Origin of the sequence: Acinetobacter sp. CFCC 10889, from assembly GCF_003268395.1 — a bacterium.
In the GTDB taxonomy this organism is placed as follows: Bacteria; Pseudomonadota; Gammaproteobacteria; order Pseudomonadales; family Moraxellaceae; genus Acinetobacter.
Genome location: NZ_LQXQ01000018.1, coordinates 21,089 through 43,038 on the forward strand (window position 1 = coordinate 21,089; position 21,950 = coordinate 43,038).

Consider the following 21,950-nt stretch of genomic DNA (forward strand, 5'->3'; position numbering starts at 1 on the left):
CAAGTATTCAAAACTCGGCTTTTGAATTTTTACCCCTTAATGATGATTACGTCCATCTCGTCGATCATGATTTCCATGTGGTCGATTTGGACGGTCTTTGTCCCATTTTGAACGATCCCGATCATGATTCCAATGTGGGCGATCTCTGTCATAACCTGAATGATGATGGCTTCCATCATCATATGGCGCAACAATACATCCTGTTAAAGACACACCAAGTAATCCAACAACAGCCAACTGCTTAATCATACGCTTTTACTCACTTCTGAATTTTGTCTTACTACAAAATAGCGAGAAGCCATGTAGAGCCATTGTATATCGTGTTTTCTCTTGTATAAATTACACCCATTATTTATTCATATTTCACATTTTTAACAAATATTTTTGAGCGGGAATATTTTTATAGAGCTCATTTAAATCGCAATTTTTAGATGTCGAAATACGGGGTTATAATGTTTTCACCCAATATAAACGCACCATCTGCCCTCGATCATAAGGAAAACTTGATAAATACTCATATCCTAAACGATTGGTTTTATTTATTTTAAACTCCATCCCGTACCCCACTGAAATATTTAAACCTTGTACTTCTTGTTGCACTGACTGTCCTGCACTGACTCGATTTTTAAAATCATCTGTGGTGAATGCTGTATAATTAAACACTTTGAAACGTTCATCTTCATAAAACTGATTACTTAAAACAGAATAGTTTTTCAGTTCTTGCTCATGCTCTTCTGCTAATTTCTTTTGTTCTTGATTTAAATCAGCATTGGCAATATCTACTGCCATTTCTGAATCAGTAATTTGATCTCTTTTGGGCTTCAAGTGTTTAAAAAAATCATATTTAAATCCCGAAGTTTTATTTTTCTCTATGGGATGCGCTGTTATTGATGTATTTTTTGGGCTCATCACAATATCAGCAAATGTACTATTTACGATAAATATTAATAAAATACTCAAGTATATTTTAGGGTACATGACTGATCCATGACATATGAAACACATTTTTCTTATTTTTAAACTATAACACTCTTTAAAATTAGAATGTATTTTTTCAATATTTACAAAATAAAAAAAGGAAGCATTAAGCTCCCTCTTTCTTGTGTAATTTATACCATTCAATAAAAGATTAAGCTAAACCTTTATCTTTTAATAATTGCAACATTGTTGAACCTAACTCCGCAGGACTACGAGTATACGCCATACCCGCTTTTTCAAAAGCTACAAACTTTTCTTCTGCTGTACCTTTACCACCTGAAATAATTGCACCTGCATGACCCATACGCTTACCTTTTGGCGCAGTCACACCTGCAATATAGCCTACAACAGGCTTCGTTACATTCGATTGAATATATTCAGCTGCTTCTTCTTCCGCAGTTCCCCCAATTTCACCGATCATAATGATCGCTTCAGTTTGTGGATCTTCTTGGAATAATTTCAAGCAATCAATTTGGTTCATACCTGGAATCGGGTCACCACCAATCCCAATACATGTTGACTGTCCTAAACCAAGTTTAGTGGTTTGAGCAACCGCTTCATAAGTCAATGTACCTGAACGTGAGATAATCCCAATTTTACCAGGTTGGTGAATATGACCTGGCATGATCCCGATCTTACATTCACCTGGTGTAATAATACCTGGACAGTTTGGACCAATTAAACGTGCACCATTACCATAAGTTTCTAGATAACGTTTTGCTTTTAACATGTCTAAAGTAGGTACACCTTCAGTAATGACGACGATCAACTCTAAACCCGCATCAATCGATTCAATAATTGAATCCAAAACAAACGGCGCAGGTACATAAATCGAAGTTGCTGTTGCACCTGTTTCTTTTACAGCTTCATTCATTGTGTTAAAAACAGGTAAATTTAAATGGGTTGTTCCACCTTTACCTGGTGTTACACCACCAACAACTTTGTGCCATAAGCAAGTGATTGCTCAGAGTGAAATGTACCGTTTTTACCGGTAAAACCTTGTACCAATACTTTGGTGTCTTTATTTACTAATACGCTCATGATTGATACTCCTTACGCTTTTACTGCAGCAACAACTTTTTCTGCAGCATCGGCTAAGCCAGTCGCAGAAATTAATTTCAAACCAGATTCATCGAGTAATTTTGCACCTAACTCTGCATTGTTCCCTTCTAAACGAACAACCACAGGCACAGTTACATTTACCTCTTGAACTGCTGCAATAATTGCTTCAGCAATCATGTCACAACGTACAATACCACCGAAGATATTGATTAATACCGCCTGTACTGATGTATCAGACAAAATAATTTTAAATGCTTCAATCACACGGTCTTTGGTTGCACCACCACCCACATCAAGGAAGTTTGCAGGCTGACCACCATAGAGTTTAATGATGTCCATCGTTGCCATTGCAAGACCAGCACCATTGACCATACAACCAATATTACCTTCAAGTGCAACATAGTTTAGGTCAAATTCAGAAGCTTTCAGCTCACGCTCATTTTCCTGTGATTTATCACGCATCGCTGCGATTTCAGGAAGACGATATAATGCATTTGAGTCAATACCAATTTTTGCATCCACACACAAAATTTCACCATTTTCACGAACTGAAAGTGGATTAATTTCAAATAATGCAAAGTCATTATCAATAAATGCTTGATAAGCACCTGTCATAATTGTGACAAATTGGCTAACTTGTTTATCTTTTAAACCCAATTTGAAAGCAACTTCACGTGCTTGGAATGGTAATAAACCAACGAGTGGATCTACTTCAATTTTAAAAATTTTCTCAGGAGTTTCTTCGGCAACTTTTTCAATTTCCACACCACCTTCAGTCGATGCCATGAAAGTCACACGGCGGCTTGAACGATCCACCACTGCGCCTAAATATAATTCACGTTCTACAGGGTATACATCTTCACAGACTAAAATACTATTTACTGGTTGACCATTGGCATCTGTTTGATAAGTCACCAAATTTGTACCAAGTAAACTTTTAGCATATTCTGCTGCTTCTTCAGCAGATTTTACAACTTTTACACCACCTGCTTTACCACGACCACCCGCATGTACTTGTGCTTTCATGACAGCAAATTTACCATCAATCTGCTCAAATGCTTTCGATGCTTCTTCAGGGGTTGTAATTAAAATGCCTTCTTGAACTGGCATACCATATTTTTTTAACAGCGTTTTCGATTGATACTCATGTAGATTCATTTTTTACCTTTTACTACTTTTCACATTGTTATGACACACTAATAGTTAAACTTCCATCGCAATAACTATTGGCATTTATTAAAATTAGTTCTTTTATTATTAGATGATTATTCAATTAAAAACAACCATCAAAACTTAAAAAGAGCGGTCGAAACCGCTCTTTTTTGTGTTATTTACGTTTACGCTGAATCGCGTGAATCGCACGTCCATCCACTGCAAGCGCAGCTTCATGAACCACTTCTGAATAGGTTGGGTGACCAAAAGTCATCAACTGTAAGTCTTCAACAGAAGATACAAACTCAAGTGCAATCATACCTTGGTGAACGATGTCAGAAGCACCAGGACCAATGATATGCATACCCAGTAAACGATCCGTTTTCGCATCAGCAACAAACTTCACGAAACCAGCAGATTCATTAGCAGCTAAAGCACGACCATTGACCGCAAATGGGAATTGACCTGTTTTAACTTCATGACCTTTTTCTTTAGCTTGTTCTTCAGTCAAACCTACCCACGCCGCTTCTGGGTGTGTGTAAATTACACTGATGATCGTGTCGTAATTGATTTGAGCCGCATGACCATGCATACGTTCAACAGCCATTACGCCTTCTTCCATTGCTTTATGTGCAAGCATTGGACCACGAACCAAGTCACCAATTGCATATACGCCTTCAACAGAAGTTGCACACCAATCGTTGACTTCAACAAGACCACGTTCAGTGAGTTTAATGCCTGAGTCTTCAGCCAATAAACCTTCTGCATACGCTTTACGACCTACACAAACGATCAATTTATCGAAAGTTTGAGTTTTGTCTTCGCCGCCTTGAGTATATTGAACAGTCACTTCACGACCGTTAATCTCAGTACCCGCAACTTTAGCGCCTACACGAATGTCTAAACCTTGTTTAGTCAAAAGTTTTTGGTAGTCTTTAGCCAAAGCTTTGTCTGCCATTGGTAAGAATGCATCTAATGCTTCAAACACAACAACTTCAGAACCTAAACGACGCCACACTGAACCAAGCTCAAGACCAATAACGCCTGCACCGATTACGCCAAGACGTTTAGGAACTTCTTGGAATTCTAATGCACCCGTTGAATCAACGATTAAGTCTTCATCAACTTTTGCAACTGGAATGTTTACAGGTACAGAACCTGTCGCAAGGATGACGAATTTAGGTTCTAAAACTTGAACTTCACCACCTTCTAACGGTGTGAATTCAACTTTTTTACCAGCAAGTAATTTACCAGTACCTTGTAACCATTCAATGCCATTGCCTTTTAATAATTGAGCAACACCACCAGTAAGGTTATCAACAACTTTATCTTTACGTGCCAGAAGTTTTTGAAGGTCTAGTTGAACATTTTCAACAGAGATTCCGTGTACATCTAAGCCATGAAGCGTATCTTCATAGTGATGTGAAGAATCTAAAAGTGCTTTAGAAGGGATACAACCTACGTTTAAGCAAGTACCACCCAAAGATGGTTTACCTTTGTGTACACGTTTTTCGATACACGCAACTTTGAAACCAAGTTGAGCAGCACGAATCGCTGCTTCATAACCACCTGGTCCACCGCCGATTACAACTAAATCAAACTGAGACATGTTATCTCCAAACAATCCCCCTAAATCCCCCTTTTACTCAGGGAGACTTCCCCTCTTTCTTAAAGAGGGGTTAGGGAAGATTTATAATGAACTAAGAATTAAAGATCAAGGATTAAACGTGCTGGTTCTTCAAGCAATTCTTTAATTGCTACAAGGAAACCTACAGCTTCTTTACCATCAATTAAACGGTGGTCATAAGAAAGTGCCAAATACATCATTGGTAGAATTTCTACTTGACCATTTACCGCCATTGGACGATCTTGGATTTTATGCATACCCAAAATAGCCGTTTGTGGTTGGTTTAAAATCGGAGTTGAAAGCAATGAACCGAAAGTACCACCATTAGTAATCGTGAATGTACCACCAGTCATATCTTCAATTGAAAGTTTACCGTCACGTGCTTTACCAGCAAATCCACGGATACCATTTTCAACTTCAGCATAGTTCATACGATCTGTATCACGAAGCACAGGTACAACTAGACCACGATCACTCGATACTGCAACACCGATATCATAGAAACCGTGATAAACAATATCATCACCGTCAATTGACGCGTTTACAGCTGGGTAGCGTTTAAGCGCTTCAGTAGCCGCTTTAACGAAGAAAGACATAAAGCCTAAACGAGCACCATGACGTTTTTCGAACGCATCTTTATATTGTGCACGCATTTCCATGATTGGTTTCATGTTCACTTCGTTGAACGTTGTCAACATTGCAGTTTGTTGAGTCGCTGCAAGAAGACGCTCAGCAACACGCTTACGAAGACGTGTCATAGGAACACGTTTTTCGATACGTTCACCTACAGCAACACTTAAAGGTGTTACAGAAGCAGCAGGTTTAGCTTGATGATTCGCAACATCTTCTTTAGTGATACGACCACCACGACCAGTACCATCTACATCAGATGCAGAAATACCCGTTTCAGTTAATGCTTTACGAACTGCTGGTGCTTGATCAGCAACTTGTGCACGTTCAACCACAGGTGCATTACCTGCTTGAGTTTGTGCAGCAGCCTGTTCTACTTTCTCTTCTGATTGAACAGCTTGAGTTTGCGCAGCACCAGAAACAGCACCTTCTTCAAAAGTGGCAATCACTTCTGCTGAAAGAACCGTATCGCCTTCATTTTTAACGATAGTCGCAATAGTACCATCGGCAGGAGCAACAACTTCTAAAACAACTTTATCCGTTTCGATATCACAAATAACTTCATCACGTGATACTGCTTCACCTGGTTGTTTATGCCAAGTTGCAATTGTTCCATCAGCAACTGATTCTGGGAACACCGGTGCTTTAATTTCGGTTGCCATTATTTAGATTCTCCTGATTGATCAGCTACGATTGCAAGTGCATCATTGACGAGCTGAGCTTGTTGTTTTGCGTGCAAGTATGGTGAGCCACATGCAGGTGCAGCTGAAGCATCACGACCTGCGTAGCTAATGCGAATTTGTTTACCAGAGTTCATTACACCTTCATATAAACGAGGTGCGATGAATAACCATGCGCCTTGGTTCTTCGGTTCTTCTTGACACCAAACAAGTTCTTGAATGTTTGGATAAGTCGCAAGAACTTCAGCAATGCGTTGTTCTGGGAATGGATACAATTGTTCAACACGTACAATTGCGATATTTAAGTTTTGCTCACGACGTTTTTCAAGTAAATCGTAGTAAACCTTACCACCACACAACACTAGACGAGTAACGTCTGCTTTGTTGATTTGATCTACTTCATCAATCACAGTTTGGAATGAACCTGTTGCAAGCTCTTCCAAAGTAGATGTTGCAAGTTTGTGACGAAGCAATGACTTCGGTGAAGTTACGATCATTGGTTTACGAATAGGACGAATTGCTTGACGACGCATCGCATGGAAGATTTGAGCAGGTGTTGTTGGTGTGATCACTTGCATATTGTCTTCCGCACAAAGCTGTAAGAAACGCTCTAAACGTGCAGATGAGTGCTCAGGACCTTGACCTTCAAAACCGTGTGGAAGAAGTAATGTTAAACCACACACACGTTCCCATTTAGTTTCACCAGAAGAAATAAACTGGTCAATCACAACTTGCGCACAGTTCGCGAAGTCACCAAATTGTGCTTCCCAAATAATTAAACTGTGTGGCAATGTTGTTGCATAACCATATTCAAATGCAAGTACCGCCATTTCTGACAATAAAGAGTCATAAATCGCTGTACGAGGTTGATTTTCTTTGATGTGACAAAGTGGAATATAAACAGAACCATCAACTTGGTTATGTAGTTTTGCATGACGGTGTGAGAATGTACCACGACCAACGTCTTCACCAGTCAAGCGCACCAAATAACCATCATCAAGAATAGATGCATACGCTAGAGTTTCAGCAGCACCCCAGTTTAATGGCATTTCACCTGTTTGCATTTTCAAACGATCATCGATCACTTTCGATACTTGGCGTTGCATTACGAAGCCTTCAGGCAACTCACGCATTTTTGTACCAAGTTCTTTTAAGCGTTCGATTGGGAATGTTGTATCCCAAACATCTGTGTAGTCATGACCCAAATATGGTGTCCAATCCACAAACATTTTTTTGTTTGGTTCAAGTACAAGTGCATTTGCAACATGACGACCTGCTTCAAGATCTTCACGATACTTTTCAACCAAAGCATCTGCCGCAGCACGATCCAATACTTTCTCTTGCACCAACTGATCTGCATAAAGCGTACGAGTTGTCGCTTTTTTATTGATCACTTGATACATCATTGGTTGGGTTGCAGCAGGTTCATCCGCTTCGTTATGACCACGACGACGGTAACAGAACATATCAATCACAACATCTTTACGGAATGTATGACGGAAATCATGTGCCAACTGTGCAACAAATAATACAGACTCAGGATCATCACCATTGACATGGAAGATCGGTGCTTGGATCATTTTTGCAATGTCAGTACAGTATTCTGTAGAACGTGCATCACGTGGATCAGAAGTTGTGAAGCCTACTTGGTTATTCACAACAATGTGTACTGTACCACCTACGGTATAGCCACGAGTTTGTGACATTTGGAAAGTTTCTTGGTTAACACCTTGACCTGCAAATGCTGCATCACCATGTACAATGACTGGCAATACATCATCACCACCAATGTCTTTACGACGTACTTGACGTGCACGTACAGAACCTTCAACTACAGGTCCAACGATTTCTAAGTGTGATGGGTTAAATGCCAATGCCAAGTGAACTTCGCCACCTGGTGTCATCACGTTTGAAGAAAAACCTTGGTGATATTTAACATCACCAGAACCTTTCTTATTCAATGCCTTACCTTCAAACTCACCGAACAAATCAGCAGGGTTTTTACCCATAATGTTCACAAGCAAGTTCAAACGACCACGGTGTGGCATACCGATGACAACTTCTTTACAACCTACAGAACCTGCACGTTGAATTAGCTCATTAACCATTGGAATGAAAGATTCACCACCTTCCACACCAAAACGTTTTGCGCCTACATATTTATTACCAAGGAATTTTTCAAGACCTTCTGCCGCAGTTAAACGCTCTAAAACGTGTTTCTTTTGCTCTGCAGAAAAGTTGAATTGACCCTTAGTATTTTCTAAGCGTTGTTGAATCCAACGTTTTTCTTTGGTATCAACAATGTGCATGTATTCAACACCAATAGAAGCACAATATGTTGCTTCCATTGCTTCAACCATTTCACCTAAAGTTGCTTCAGTTTTACCAATCGCAAGATTACCTGCATTAAATACAGTATCTAAATCCGACTTGGTTAAACCATGCGCAGCAAGCTCCAAATCTGGCACGTCTTCACGTTTTGCCAAACCTAGTGGATCAAGTTTTGCTTTTTGATGTCCACGGTTACGATACGCAGCAATCAGTTGCAACACACCAATTTGGCGACGCTCGTGTTCAGTGCTGACTTCACTTTGTACAACAGGTTGAACACGATTAGAGTTGCGACCTAATAATAAGAATTGCTCACGAATGTTACCGTGGGGCTGATCGCCTTTCGGGAATTTATCGAAATATTGTTGCCAATCCTCACCGACTGAGGTTGGAGAAGACAGGTACTGCTCGTAAAGCTCTTCAATATACGCTGCACTATCAGCGGAAAGTTCAGTGTCAAGACGCAGTGCGTCAGCAACTTCTTGCATTTGTGGACCCATTTCCTATTGCAAAAACATTAGAGGATGCTTTTTAAGCATACCCAAGATTGATCATGCCAAACTGGTAAATTGGCACTCACCCCTTGGTTATTCAAAAACCAAAGGGCGTTATACGGCATTAGAATTTTACTAATGCAGACAATGAATCATAACGCCCTCAATGGCATCACCACTCACCTATACTCAACCGCAGCTGAGCAATTTTTTGCAAATCGACTTAGAAAAAATAAAGCGATGATTTACTTTTTCTAAAGCGGTTTATTTCATAAGCTATTTCTACTTTATAAACTCAACAGCATGTCACTTATGTTAAAAAATGTACGATATTGCTCTATTTTTTCCACTTACAAGGACTTGTTAAATCCTAACATGAACTTAAGCTTCAATTGATTTTTTTGACACATACCACTCATAAAATAGCGAAATACATAACAAGTATAATCTATTATTATATGGAGTTGCTTATACAAAAATTCAACCCATTTATAGAAAAATACTATTTTATCTTAAATAAAAAAAAGAGCGCACCTCAAATCAAGGTGCGCTCTTTTATTTTTAGGGTATTAGCCTGCTTGGTCGAGCAACATGCTACGGATATGACCGATCGCTTTTGTTGGGTTCAAACCTTTAGGACATACAGACACACAGTTCATAATCCCTTTACAACGGAACAATGAGAATGGGTCATCAAGACGACTTAAACGATCTTGAGTCGCTGTATCACGAGAATCGATGATAAAACGATATGCATTCAACAATGCAGATGGACCTAAGAATTTATCAGGGTTCCACCAGAATGATGGGCATGAAGTTGAACAACATGCACAAAGAATACATTCATATAAACCATCGAGATGTTCACGATCTTCAGGAGACTGTAAACGCTCTTTCGGTGGCGCAGGTTGATTATTGATTAGGAATGGTTGAATTTTGTCATACTGATCGTAGAACTGATTCATATCCACAACTAAATCTTTAACCACTGGCAAACCCGGCAATGGACGAATCACGATTTTTTCTGGTAAATCGTTCAAGTTCCAAAGACAAGCCAAACCATTTTTACCGTTGATATTCACACCATCCGAACCACAAATACCTTCACGGCAAGAGCGACGGAATGTTAATGACTCATCTTCCACTTTCAACGCAAGAAGAGCATCAAGCAACATACGGTGCTTATCAGTCAATTCAAGTTTAAAAGTTTGCATGTACGGTGCTTTATCCTTATCAGGATCATAGCGGTAGATTTCGAATGTACGGGTACCTCTACTCATCTTATTTCTCCCAATTAGAATGTACGTGGTTTAGGTGGAATTGGATCAACTTTCAATGGATTATAGCGTACTGGCTTATATTCCAAGTGATTGTCTGTAGAGAACCACAATGTGTGTTTCATCCACTCATCATCACGACGACCATATGGGTAATCTGCATGATCAGGTGGTAACTCGTAATCTACAACTGTATGCGCACCACGACATTCTTTACGTGCAGCAGCAGAAATCAAGGTTGCTTTCGCCACTTCATATAAGTTTTCAACTTCCAAAGCTTCAATACGTGCTGTGTTGAATACTTTAGATTTGTCTTTCAAGTGAATGTTACGTACACGAGGTTCGATTGCAAGAATCTGTTTAACACCTTCGTCAAGTAATGCTTGAGTACGGAATACACCCGCGTGATCTTGAACGATGTCACGGATTGCATCAGCAACTTCTTGTGCATTTTCACCTGAAGTTGAATCATCAAGGTGTTTAATACGATTTACTGTATTCGCAAGCACAGTTGTAGGTAATGGTGTGTACTCATCACCGTGATGTTTAGTCACGTAATCAATGATGTGTTCACCTGCAGCTTTACCAAATACAACCAAGTCAAGAAGTGAGTTGGTACCTAAACGGTTTGCACCATGTACAGATACGCAAGAACATTCACCAATTGCATAGAAACCTTTTACAGGTTTAGTGAAGTTACGTTCACCACCATTGTGTGAATACACACCAGTTTCTTTGTTGTAGTTCGCAACAAGTTCTTGAGTTTCAGCACTTTCAGGAAGAACAACTTGACCATGAATATTCGTTGGAATACCACCCATTTGATAATGGATTGTTGGTACTACAGGAATCGCTTCTTTCGTGATGTCAACGTTCGCGAATTTTTTACCGATCTCAAATACAGATGGTAAACGCTTCATGATCGTGTCCGCACCTAAGTGAGTCATATCAAGAAGGATATAATCACCTTTAGGACCACAACCACGACCTTCTTTGATCTCTTGGTCCATAGAGCGTGATACGAAGTCACGTGGAGCCAAATCTTTCAAAGTTGGTGCATAACGTTCCATGAACGGTTCGCCGTCTTTATTACGAAGGATTGCACCTTCACCACGACAACCTTCAGTCAACAATACGCCTGCGCCCGCTACACCTGTAGGGTGGAACTGCCAGAATTCCATATCTTGTAATGGAATACCTGCACGAGCCGCCATACCAAGACCGTCACCAGTGTTGATATATGCATTCGTAGATGCACGGTAAACACGACCCGCACCACCAGTAGCAAACAATGTTGCCTTACCTTGGAATACTGCAATTTTGCCCGTTTCTTGGTCAATCGCAGTTACACCAAGCACATCACCTGCTTCGTTACGGATTAAGTCTAATGCAATCCATTCAACAAAGAATTGAGTACCCATTTTCACGTTGCTTTGATAAAGCGTGTGAAGAAGTGCGTGACCTGTACGGTCAGCAGCAGCACAAGCACGTGGAACTGGTTTTTCACCATAGTTCGCAGCATGACCACCGAAAGGACGTTGGTAAATTGTACCGTCAGCGTTACGGTCAAATGGCATACCAAGGTGTTCAAGTTCATAAACAACTTGCGGTGCTTCACGCGTCATAAACTCGATTGCGTCTTGGTCACCTAACCAGTCTGAACCTTTAACCGTATCATAAAAGTGATAGTGCCAATTATCTTCTTGCATATTACCAAGAGATGCACCGATACCACCTTGTGCCGCAACAGTATGAGAACGTGTTGGGAATACTTTAGTCAGTACAGCCACATTCAAACCAGCTTGAGCAAGTTGGTAAGATGCACGCATACCTGAACCACCACCACCAACAATCACTGCATCGAATGTTTGATGTGGAATATTTGTGTAATCTTCTTTAGGGGTTATAGCGCCCATGACATCTTCCTATCAATTCGCCCAAAAATCTGGATTGCCCAGATTGCATATGCAATTACAGCAATAATTACTGCTGACGTTAACACGATGCGTAAACCTGAAGCTGAAGGACCCATTTGACGGGTAGTCACATAGTCAGTGAATACTTGCCACATGCCAATCCAAGCGTGTACAACTAGAGAGAAAACAGCCAATAAAGATAAAATCTTCATTGGAAGTGTCATCATGAAGCCTTTCCATTGTTCATAGTCAAATCCGCCATTGCAAAGAATCCAACCAAGCACAACAACAGTATAAACAGCTAGAACAACAGCACTCACACGTTGGATATACCAATCACGAGAACCTGAACCCGTTAAACCTGTAGCACTTTTCATTAGAGAACAATCCATACAAATGATGCGATAACAGAAATCGCAGCCAAAATTAATGCAATTGTAGCTGCAACACGACCACTTTGCAGTTCTTCAGCAAAACCGAGGTCAGCAAGTAAGTGCTTAATACCCATAATCAAATGGAATAATAAACCTGCTACAAACACCCATACAACAAAACGTACAATAAAGCCGCCAAAGATAGCTTGCACTTGCGCAAAGCCTTCAGGCGTAGACAACGATTTGTCTAAAAGCCACAAAAGTACCGGTACGAGTAAAAATACGATGACACCTGAAAGACGGTGTAAGATTGATGCAATAGCCACAGGGGATTTTAAGTTTACATCTAAAACTTGACCCATGGACAAATTGACAGGTCTGTTGCTTTTCACAGCGGGCATCCTGTAAGTAAAAACTCCATCCGGAGTTTGTTGGAATTAATTCGAAGGAAAGCTGGCATTATTAGGCAAGCGAATTGCCTAATTTTTTTAAACGACACTGAATTATAAATCGTGCACTGTCAAAATACAAACGATGCCATTTAGCTTTTTTATAAAAATACCTCTAAATAAGAATCATTTACAAAAAAATTACATCTTATTTAGCAGATGAAAATCAAAGTTTTTAGGCTATGTTATTATTTTTTAAAATATTAATTAAATTCACAGTTCACACTTTTTATTATTTTTAACTTTTTAAAAATTAAGACTAAAGCACAACACATTGCACTTACTATTTTTTGATTGAAAAATCATAACTTAATCTCCTCTCTCTATTTTAAAGTAGATCATGACATGATTATATAAAGCTTTGATGATTATTTTTTTAATAAATACCACTCATAATCATTAAGTAATTTGACTTCATAGTTTATGAGTAGAAATAAGCACTTAGTTTGTGAATAAATTATGAAAAAAGATGCAATAGAATATATTTGCTTATTTTAACAGCAATATTTAGCACATTATTTAAGCTAAAGATTATTTTTTAACCACTTAAAAGTTTTTTTTAACTATTTTTTAGGCAATCAATATCTAAAATGAAAATAAATATTTCAGTTGTTTTTGCGTTTATTTTTCACTCATCTGCATTTTTTATTATTTGTAAGTTGTGATTATTAGATGGTTTTAAATTTTTCCGCCTTTTATCATAATATTTAAAATTTCAACAAATTTACCGATAAAAAGCCATTTTTGTCGAGCAATAATAATTATTTTTATGCACCAAATCGAGAATTTGTCTTATTATACTGAGCCGATACTGTAAGTTTATTTGAAAATCTTTGAATGAGATTGTATGACTAAGCTACTGTGCTGATGTCACTTTTTATCCATAAGTATAATTGACAAAATTTCAGTACTCACTAAGCTAATAGCAATTTTTGATCGGTCTAACTTGTTGAGTAATAGATAAAGATTAACAAGTTAGAAAAAAACATTCACCAGGACAGGAGATCAATTGAATGTCTGCAGCAACTGGCAAGAAAGCCGTTTTACAACTTGATGGCAAAGAAATTGAATTACCAATTTACAGTGGTACATTGGGCCCAGATGTAATCGACGTTAAAGATGTATTGGCCGCAGGTCACTTTACTTTTGATCCTGGTTTTATGGCAACTGCTGCATGTGAATCAAAAATCACATTCATCGATGGTGGTAAAGGTGTTCTTTTACACCGTGGTTACCCGATTGACCAACTTGCAACTCAAGCTTCTTATTTAGAAACTTGCTACTTATTATTAAGTGGTGAACTGCCAAATGCTGAACAAAAAGCTGAATTTGAAGCAAAAGTTCGCAACCATACTATGGTTCATGACCAAGTAAGCCGTTTCTATAATGGTTTCCGCCGTGATGCACATCCAATGGCTATAATGGTTGGTGTTGTTGGTGCATTATCTGCGTTCTATCACAACGGCTTTGACGTTGAAGATGTAAACCACCGTGAAATTACTGCAATTCGTTTAATTGCAAAAGTTCCTACACTTGCTGCTTGGAGCTACAAATATACAGTAGGTCAACCATTCATGTATCCACGTAACGATTTAAGTTACGCTGAAAACTTCTTGTACATGATGTTTGCTACACCTGCTGACAAAGATTATAAAGTTAACCCTATTCTTGCAAAAGCAATGGATCGTATCTTTACGCTTCATGCTGACCATGAGCAAAATGCATCTACGTCTACAGTACGTTTAGCGGGTTCTACTGGCGCTAATCCTTATGCATGTATCGCTGCGGGTATCTCTGCACTTTGGGGCCCTGCTCACGGTGGTGCGAACGAAGCTGTTCTTAAGATGCTTGATGAAATCGGCACTGTAGAAAACGTTGCTGACTTCATGGAAAAAGTAAAAACTAAAGAAGTTAAACTTATGGGCTTCGGTCACCGAGTTTATAAAAACTTCGATCCACGTGCGAAAGTAATGAAAGAAACTTGTGACGAAGTTCTTAGTGCATTAGGTATCAACGATCCACAATTAGCACTTGCTATGGAACTTGAACGTATCGCTCTTTCTGACGAATACTTTATCAAACGTAACTTATACCCTAACGTAGACTTCTATTCAGGTATCATTCTTAAAGCGATTGGTATTCCAACAGAAATGTTTACTGTAATCTTTGCACTTGCACGTACTGTTGGTTGGATCAGCCACTGGTTAGAAATGCACAGCACAGCTTACAAAATTGGTCGTCCTCGTCAGCTTTACACTGGCGAAACTCAACGTGACATTAAACGTTAATTCGTTACACGTTCAGATCAAAGAAACCACCCTTTTGGGTGGTTTTTTATTCATCATGTTAGGTGGATGAGATTTCGTGAGATTGACTTAGCGAATATTAAAAGGAACTTTAGCTTCCTTTACCGTTACTTTTGCACCATTACACGCATTGGCAGTTTTAGTTGTGATTAAAATATAATTTTCTTGAGGCACAACTTTCATTGTGCTTGCAATTTCATGTCCTGTTTTACAATCTTCCTCACCCAAGGCTTCACTATAACGCCCTAGATCACTTGAAGATTCAGCCGTAGCAACCACATAAGCTTCCCAACCATCAAAATAAACCAATTCATCACGGCGTGATGTTGCACCCTGCCCTGAACTTGCCAAACTTAACTCAATCAGTTGAATGGGCTTGGTTTTAGGCTGAACATTATAAATTTTAAACTCATTGCTTTGCCCACCGTATTCTAATATTTGTGATTGTTTCAACTTTGGACGCGTTAAAATATAACCACTCCAAAAATTTCGCCCTGCATTTTCATAGCTTACACCTGATAAATATGCCACTTCACCAGATTTTAGTTTTATCGCTTTGGTATGCTCAATAGAAATTGCTTTTGGTGGGTTTGCATTAGAATCTTCTAAATTGGTAATCGTACTAATAATTTCTTTTGCTGTAGGCACGGCTGCAAAACTTGAAGAGAACATCAACAGTCCTGCACATACAGATAGAGATTGTTTTAACATGACTATTATCCTTTTATACAGATTTACTTTGGAAAATGGCTTAGCGTCCCCATTCCATTTGTGCCATATAAGGGCGCACTTTTTGAATGCGTTGAATATTGGTTTTTTCAATTTGCGTCAGTTGATTTTCAACATTAGTACTACATGGCATATACCAATCCGCCTCTACAAAAGCATTGGCAATTTCTTTATTGGCAAATGAATAACCATGCCGTGCATAAATACTATTACGCATATAATCAAGCTCTTCAGGTGGCAATTGCAAATCATCATCTTTTAACAAACGATTTGATGCCTCAGGAAATGAGCCTTCATTTTTTGCATAACGGCATTGTTGAGGTTTGAGATCAAAATATTTAGGTTTAACCTTACCTGTTGCAGACTCCCAACTCGATTGTAATGTTTTAGGTTGGTTATGACTGACTTGAAAAATAAATGTACCACTGCTTGCCTTTGCACCACTTTCAACAGCTGTGATTTTATAACCAGTGGATGTTGTTTGTACTTTTCCTGAAAATTCTTGTTTGTTTTTCCCTAAAATGCTGTAGCCTTTAACTTGGTTTGCATCAATGGATTTGATAAATACGCCTATTTTTTGCCCATCATAAGCACCAGACCATGATGTTTTGAGTTGTTGAAGATCTAAAGCAAAACTGGACTGAATCAGTAGTACATTTACACCTAAAATAGCAAGTAATGATTTTTTCATTGTTATTCCTAAGATTTATAAGGCTCAATCTATTAATCAGTTTAATACAAATCTAATTTTTTAATTTGAATAAAACGTAAAGATTTATCAACACATTTGATTGATCCTAATCAAGCGAAGATCAATTTAAATGTACCTAATCTTCCCTATCATCAAGAATTTATTATCATGCATAAAATAAAAAAATTCTCCTATAATCAAATATTACTCAGCATCCTATTCATTTTTTATCTTTACCTATGCATTCTCATGGTTAAAATTTGCCTACAGTATTTCCCATGGCAAGATGACCACAATTTTTTAGCACTCAAACAAGATGTAGTTTTTACACAACCTTGGCGCTTCGCATTTCAAATTCATGTCATCGTCAGCTCACTGGTTTTAATCGCAGCTTTCACCCAATTTTCAAGTCAAATTAGACAAAAATTTCCAAAAATTCACCGTTATAGCGGTTGGCTTTATATTTGTAGTGTTCTCATTTTTGCTTTACCAAGTGGTTTTATTATGGCTTTTTCAGCCGCAGGTGGTTGGCAAACCAAATTATGTTTTCTTATTTTAAGTCTACTTTGGGCAATAACGACTGGTATTGCCCTCTGCAAATCATCAAAAAACAGTGGTTCGCACACCGAGACTGGATGATCCGTAGTTTTGCACTTGCACTATCAGCCTTAAGTTTAAGAACATGGAAAATGGTTTTATATCAGTTACAGCCTTATTTTGAGTGGCTCACACCATTACATATTTATCAACTTGAAGCATGGCTTGGCTGGACAATCAATCTGATCATCGCAGAAATCATTATTTTCAAACTTCATCAAAAAATAAAAAGCCCTAAACTGAGTTAGGGCTTAAATGCATAAAATATACTTATGATGCTGTATCGTAATGCTTCAAATCTAAATCTTTTAATTGATCTTTTAGCTCTTGTAATGACCATGGCCAAGCAGCAAAGTTACGACCATTCTGATCTAAATAATAAGACTTACAACCACCTGCATTAAATACTGTCGTTTTGAGGTTACGCTGCACTTTAATATTGTGATAACGTACAACATTGCGCTTAATCTCAATACGCTTAATTTTTTGGTCACGCATTTTCAATAAGCCACTAACGATATAATCAATCTGTGCTTCTGCAATCCCAATAAATGAATCATATACCAAAATATTTGGTCCTAATACCAAGAACGCATTTGGCACTTTTTCAATACTTGCCCCTAAATATGCCTCTGGTGAACTATCTTTCCATAAATCAGACAGCAGTACGCCTTCAGAATTGGCAACACGTTGACCGATTGGCGGATGAGAAACCTCAAAACCTGTCCCCCAAATAATCACATCAACTTCATGGCGTTCGCCATTTGCAGCAACCACGGCATTGCCATCTATTTCAACCAAACCATGTGGAATCAGACTCACATTGTCTTGCTGTAATGCAGGATAATAATTGTTTGCAAACAATAAACGCTTACAACCAATATCAAAATTTGGGGTCACATCTTTACGCAATTGTTCATCTTGGATTTGCAATTTAAGCAATTGTTTACTTAAGAAATTTACTGGTTTCAAAATTTTTGGATGACGTAAACCAAAATTAATACCATTTAAAATCTGTGCAATACTGTTACGCCATGTTTGCTGAATCACAGGGAATCGTTGTACTAGACCTTTTGCCGTATCCCCTAGTTCACGATCTGCTTTTGGCAAAACCCAAGGTGCTGTACGCTGAAATACAAATAACTCTTTCGCCAAAGGCTGTACTTGTGGAATAAACTGAATTGCTGATGCACCTGTACCAATCACAGCAATACGTTTACCTTTAAGATCATAGTCATGATCCCAACGTGCTGAATGGAACATCTTACCTTTAAATGTTTCAATACCTTTTACTTTTGGCATTGATGGTTCAGTAATAGGACCAGTCGTGAAAATTACTGTTTTAGACTGGAATTTACCTTTAGAAGTTTCCAAGTTCCAAACATGATTCGCTTCATCCCATTTAGCACTGAGTAACTCATTACCAAACTCAATTTTTCCACCCAAATCATGCTTTTCCACCACTTCTTCTAAATAACTTAAAATCTCAGGTTGTTTAGCAAATAGATGGCTCCACTTGTGACTTGGTGAAAAAGAGAATGAATACAATGCTGACGGTACATCACAGCCACAACCCGGATAATTATTGTCACGCCATGTACCACCCACTCGTGCCGCTTTCTCAAGCACAATATAATCGTGATAACCTGCTTGATTCATTTTATATGCTGCTGCAATGCCTGAAATCCCTGCACCGACAACAATCGTATCAAACACACGTACAGGTTCTTCTTTCTTCTGAACAGGAGCTTTTTGCTCTACTGTTTTTGCAGTTTGCTTTTCAACACTTTGTTCTTTCACCACTGCTTTCGTTTCAGCTTTAGGTTCAACTTTTGGCGCTACTTTAACCTCAGCTTTTACTTTTTCCTTTACTTCAATTTTTTCATCTACTTGTGCTGCTTCCTTCACTTCAGGTTGAGCAGTTTCTTTTGCAATGGTTTTTTCAACTTTTGTCACATCAGGCTGTGTAACTTGCTTTACATCTTCAACTGTGGTCTGTTTTGGCTTTTTCTCTGAGGTGTTTTCTTCAGGCAAAGTATCTATTGATGTTTCTGTTGTCATTTTTCTTTACTCAAACTCTTGATGACTTAAATTACTTAAAATATCGATTAAAAACAGGATATCCAATGCCAAGCATTTTGGTATATAGGCTTGGTGATGCACGCTTCATCAACCAGAATAATTTTGCATCTGGTTGTGGAATGGTATAAAGCTTACCTGCATCAAGATTATCCAATGTTTTTTGAGCAACTTTTTCACTGGTGGTAAATGCATGATTCATCAATAAATCATCTGCCACACCAGCATACTGTTTTGGTAAGCGCCCATTTTTCATGATATTGGTTGGCACGAGTGTTGGACACAATACATTCACGCTAATTTTATCTTTACGAAGCTCTGCTGAAAGTGTTTCAGACAATGCTAAAACACTTGACTTAGTCACATTATATGCAGTCATTTCAGGTGCTGCGGTATAACCCGCTGCCGATGCCACATTGATAATCGCACCATAACCTTGTTGCTTAAACTTCGGTACAAAATAATGACAACCATAAATCACACCCCAAAGATTGATATTGACACACCATTGCCAATCTTCGAGAGAGACTTCATCAAACTTACCACCCAAACCTACGCCTGCATTATTAATCACCAAAGTTACAGAATGGTTCATTAACTTTTCAGCTTGCTCAGATAGCTTTTTAACTTGCTCTTTATCGGTCACATCACATTGCACAGCAAAGGCTTTCCCAGAAGTTTGAGATGTAATCAAACTGACCGTTTCCTCTGCTGCAGCTAAGTTAATATCTGCACATACAATAGTGCCACCACGCTTTGCAAGTTCCAATGCAAAGCTACGCCCGATCCCACTTCCTGCACCTGTTACCACAGCATATGCATGATGCGTTGGTTTTTTCTTCTTTGAAAAAATTCCCATTTAATTCATCCATTTATTCTTTATTTATTTAGCTTTAAACACGCAATGCAGGAATAAACTCTTTCACTAAGTATGGCGTTAATACGCCTGTTTCAGGGTTAAGCAAGGTGTCTTTGTAATATTCCAAGAAATCTGTTGTATCGTGATCATTTGGATGAAAATCTGGACGTAAATAGTCAAAAATATGCCCTAATGAACTTCCATAAACACCATCTTTCAAACCAAAAATAAGTTTAAAACTGTGTGGAATATCTTTCCAGTAACGTAAGCTGATCAAATTACTTGGCTTGCGATAAAATGGTACTAAAAGTGATGCTGCCGAAATCAAAACCAAAATCGTAATCAAAGCAGGGAAAAAACCAGCAATACGCAAAGCATAATTATTTGATAGCGTTTGAAACACATCAAAAGCAATATCTTTATGCTCAGACTCTTCCAACATATGCCACATCCAAATTGCACGTTGTTTTTCATCTGTTGATCTAAAGAAAACCTCTTCATGATTCATCATATATTCCGCAAGTACCGCAGTAAAATGCTCAATACCTGCCATTAATGATAATTTCATTGGCTGCGGTAAACGATTAAAACCATAATCAAATACATACCCTGCCAAAAAGCGGAATAACTTTACAGGTAAATCTCGCTCCATATAAGCATCATTCAATTCTTCATGCATTTTAGAATGAATCGCTTCCTGACCAATTAATGAAGTTACACGCTGTTTTAATAAGGGATCTTTAATAAAATCACGATGATAACGTGCTGTATCAATCACCAAATCTTCCCCTAATGTTAGAAAGATTGATAATGATGCAAATATGCACTTGCCAATTCAGCATCCATATAAAATCTGTGATCTAGCTTTTCAGGCTCAAAATCAAATTTCATGTGACGAATAGGAATAATTGGTGTTTGCTTTTCCAAACTAAAAGGAGAACCCGCTAACACTTTAGACAACATTGATTTAACTGGCTTTGCTAACAACATGGCTACATACTCTTTATTTGATTAATGTATAAACAGCAATTCAATCCTGTGATCTACTGCTCATGTTTTGAGTAAAAACTCTTTCATTGGTAAAAATTACGCTAAGCTTTGTCAAAGACTATTAGCATTTCAGGTCATTCAATTTGCATTTTGTGACTTTATTCAATTTTGTCGGACAATTATTTTTTGAATAACACCTATTAACAAATTTTGTCCTTTTAGGATATTTTCTGTTAAAAAATAAAATTTCTTTTTTTATTTTTATTTCAATATTTAAAACTCAAAATACCAAGTAATTTGCTTGGTTTTTAGCATCTTATCATAAGTTGTAAATATGACACTCTTATAAAAATATCGAGTTTCAAATCAACTCTCGCTATAATTTTAAACACTTTAAATCACAAGGTTTACAATCGTGTTTGATCTCAATGGTTGGCTATTTAGACTGTTAAAAATTGAATTGTTTAAATATCGTCATCTCACAGAAGGTGAAATTCGTATGAGTCGAACCGTATTTGGTGATCTTATTGATTATTCAAAAGTTTTAATTATGAATCAACCCTATTTACCTTGGCAACCTGTCGGAATTTTGATGGCACCAAATGGCTGTATTCATATGAAAGATGCTGACTTTTGTCATGATTTTTCACAAGAAAGTTTATTTAATCAAGCCATTTTTATTCATGAAATGGTATCTATAAGTTTTAAATAAAAAGACAACAAATATAA

The 21,950-nt window shown here is 38.0% G+C and carries 16 protein-coding genes and 3 pseudogenes; 3 read left to right on the forward strand and 16 right to left on the reverse strand.

The features are described from left to right. Positions 1-36: 36 nt before the first annotated feature. The 11 genes and pseudogenes from AVJ19_RS08630 to sdhC all read right to left on the reverse strand — a co-directional run bounded on the left by AVJ19_RS08630 (position 37) and on the right by sdhC (position 12,922). Positions 37-249 (reverse strand): hypothetical protein, encoded by a 213-nt coding sequence (locus AVJ19_RS08630; protein ID WP_111859342.1) that lies wholly within the window; start codon positions 247-249, stop codon positions 37-39. A gap of 198 nt (positions 250-447) precedes the next feature. Next, positions 448-909 carry a hypothetical protein gene (locus AVJ19_RS08635; RefSeq protein ID WP_162626569.1) on the reverse strand — a complete coding sequence of 154 codons (462 nt, stop codon included), beginning with the start codon at positions 907-909 and terminating at the stop codon, positions 448-450. A 220-nt stretch (positions 910-1,129) separates the two neighbouring features. After that, positions 1,130-2,019: pseudogene (gene sucD, locus AVJ19_RS08640) on the reverse strand (succinate--CoA ligase subunit alpha). Between the two features lie 12 nt (positions 2,020-2,031). After that, the gene (sucC, locus tag AVJ19_RS08645; RefSeq protein ID WP_111859344.1) at positions 2,032-3,198 is read right to left on the reverse strand and encodes an ADP-forming succinate--CoA ligase subunit beta; all 1,167 of its coding nucleotides are present in this window, start codon (positions 3,196-3,198) and stop codon (positions 2,032-2,034) included. Between the two features lie 169 nt (positions 3,199-3,367). Further along, the gene (gene lpdA / locus AVJ19_RS08650; protein ID WP_111859345.1) at positions 3,368-4,801 is read right to left on the reverse strand and encodes a dihydrolipoyl dehydrogenase; all 1,434 of its coding nucleotides are present in this window, start codon (positions 4,799-4,801) and stop codon (positions 3,368-3,370) included. 98 nt (positions 4,802-4,899) lie between these two features. Then, positions 4,900-6,111, reverse strand: coding sequence for a 2-oxoglutarate dehydrogenase complex dihydrolipoyllysine-residue succinyltransferase (gene odhB / locus AVJ19_RS08655; protein WP_111859346.1), 1,212 nt, complete (start codon positions 6,109-6,111; stop codon positions 4,900-4,902). Next, on the reverse strand, positions 6,111-8,948 hold the full coding sequence (locus AVJ19_RS08660) for a 2-oxoglutarate dehydrogenase E1 component (RefSeq protein WP_111859381.1): 2,838 nt from the start codon (positions 8,946-8,948) through the stop codon (positions 6,111-6,113). The genes odhB and AVJ19_RS08660 overlap by 1 nt, the downstream gene beginning before the upstream one ends. Positions 8,949-9,523: 575 nt before the next feature. Then, on the reverse strand, positions 9,524-10,234 hold the full coding sequence (locus AVJ19_RS08665) for a succinate dehydrogenase iron-sulfur subunit (protein ID WP_068973516.1): 711 nt from the start codon (positions 10,232-10,234) through the stop codon (positions 9,524-9,526). Between the two features lie 14 nt (positions 10,235-10,248). Further along, positions 10,249-12,147 (reverse strand): FAD-binding protein, encoded by a 1,899-nt coding sequence (locus tag AVJ19_RS08670; protein ID WP_111859347.1) that lies wholly within the window; start codon positions 12,145-12,147, stop codon positions 10,249-10,251. Further along, positions 12,135-12,524: a succinate dehydrogenase, hydrophobic membrane anchor protein gene (sdhD, locus tag AVJ19_RS08675; RefSeq protein WP_111859348.1), complete on the reverse strand. Its 390-nt coding sequence runs from the start codon at positions 12,522-12,524 to the stop codon at positions 12,135-12,137. Before sdhD ends, AVJ19_RS08670 begins: the two co-directional genes overlap by 13 nt. Further along, positions 12,524-12,922, reverse strand: coding sequence for a succinate dehydrogenase, cytochrome b556 subunit (sdhC, locus tag AVJ19_RS08680; RefSeq protein ID WP_162626571.1), 399 nt, complete (start codon positions 12,920-12,922; stop codon positions 12,524-12,526). Before sdhC ends, sdhD begins: the two co-directional genes overlap by 1 nt. Positions 12,923-13,983: 1,061 nt before the next feature. Here sdhC and gltA point away from each other — a divergent pair. Next, positions 13,984-15,258 carry a citrate synthase gene (gene gltA, locus AVJ19_RS08685; RefSeq protein WP_111859350.1) on the forward strand — a complete coding sequence of 425 codons (1,275 nt, stop codon included), beginning with the start codon at positions 13,984-13,986 and terminating at the stop codon, positions 15,256-15,258. Between the two features lie 87 nt (positions 15,259-15,345). Here the strand turns inward: gltA and AVJ19_RS08690 are convergent, their stop codons facing one another. Then, on the reverse strand, positions 15,346-15,987 hold the full coding sequence (locus AVJ19_RS08690) for a hypothetical protein (protein WP_111859351.1): 642 nt from the start codon (positions 15,985-15,987) through the stop codon (positions 15,346-15,348). 40 nt (positions 15,988-16,027) lie between these two features. Next, positions 16,028-16,696, reverse strand: coding sequence for a YARHG domain-containing protein (locus AVJ19_RS08695; RefSeq protein ID WP_111859352.1), 669 nt, complete (start codon positions 16,694-16,696; stop codon positions 16,028-16,030). 168 nt (positions 16,697-16,864) lie between these two features. Here AVJ19_RS08695 and AVJ19_RS08700 point away from each other — a divergent pair. Beyond that, positions 16,865-17,541 (forward strand): annotated as a pseudogene (locus tag AVJ19_RS08700) (DUF2306 domain-containing protein). A gap of 22 nt (positions 17,542-17,563) precedes the next feature. On the opposite strand, the gene AVJ19_RS08705 reads toward AVJ19_RS08700, so the two are convergent. The 3 genes and pseudogenes from AVJ19_RS08705 to AVJ19_RS08715 all read right to left on the reverse strand — a co-directional run bounded on the left by AVJ19_RS08705 (position 17,564) and on the right by AVJ19_RS08715 (position 21,221). Beyond that, on the reverse strand, positions 17,564-19,354 hold the full coding sequence (locus AVJ19_RS08705) for an NAD(P)-binding domain-containing protein (protein ID WP_228203330.1): 1,791 nt from the start codon (positions 19,352-19,354) through the stop codon (positions 17,564-17,566). A 31-nt stretch (positions 19,355-19,385) separates the two neighbouring features. Continuing rightward, positions 19,386-20,231, reverse strand: a complete 846-nt coding sequence (locus tag AVJ19_RS08710; RefSeq protein ID WP_111859353.1) for an SDR family NAD(P)-dependent oxidoreductase — start codon at positions 20,229-20,231, stop codon at positions 19,386-19,388. Between the two features lie 34 nt (positions 20,232-20,265). Then, positions 20,266-21,221: pseudogene (locus AVJ19_RS08715) on the reverse strand (metal-dependent hydrolase). A gap of 415 nt (positions 21,222-21,636) precedes the next feature. On the opposite strand from AVJ19_RS08715, the gene AVJ19_RS08720 reads away from it, so the two are divergent. After that, positions 21,637-21,933, forward strand: a complete 297-nt coding sequence (locus tag AVJ19_RS08720; RefSeq protein WP_228203331.1) for a hypothetical protein — start codon at positions 21,637-21,639, stop codon at positions 21,931-21,933. The last annotated feature ends 17 nt before the right edge of the window (positions 21,934-21,950 follow it).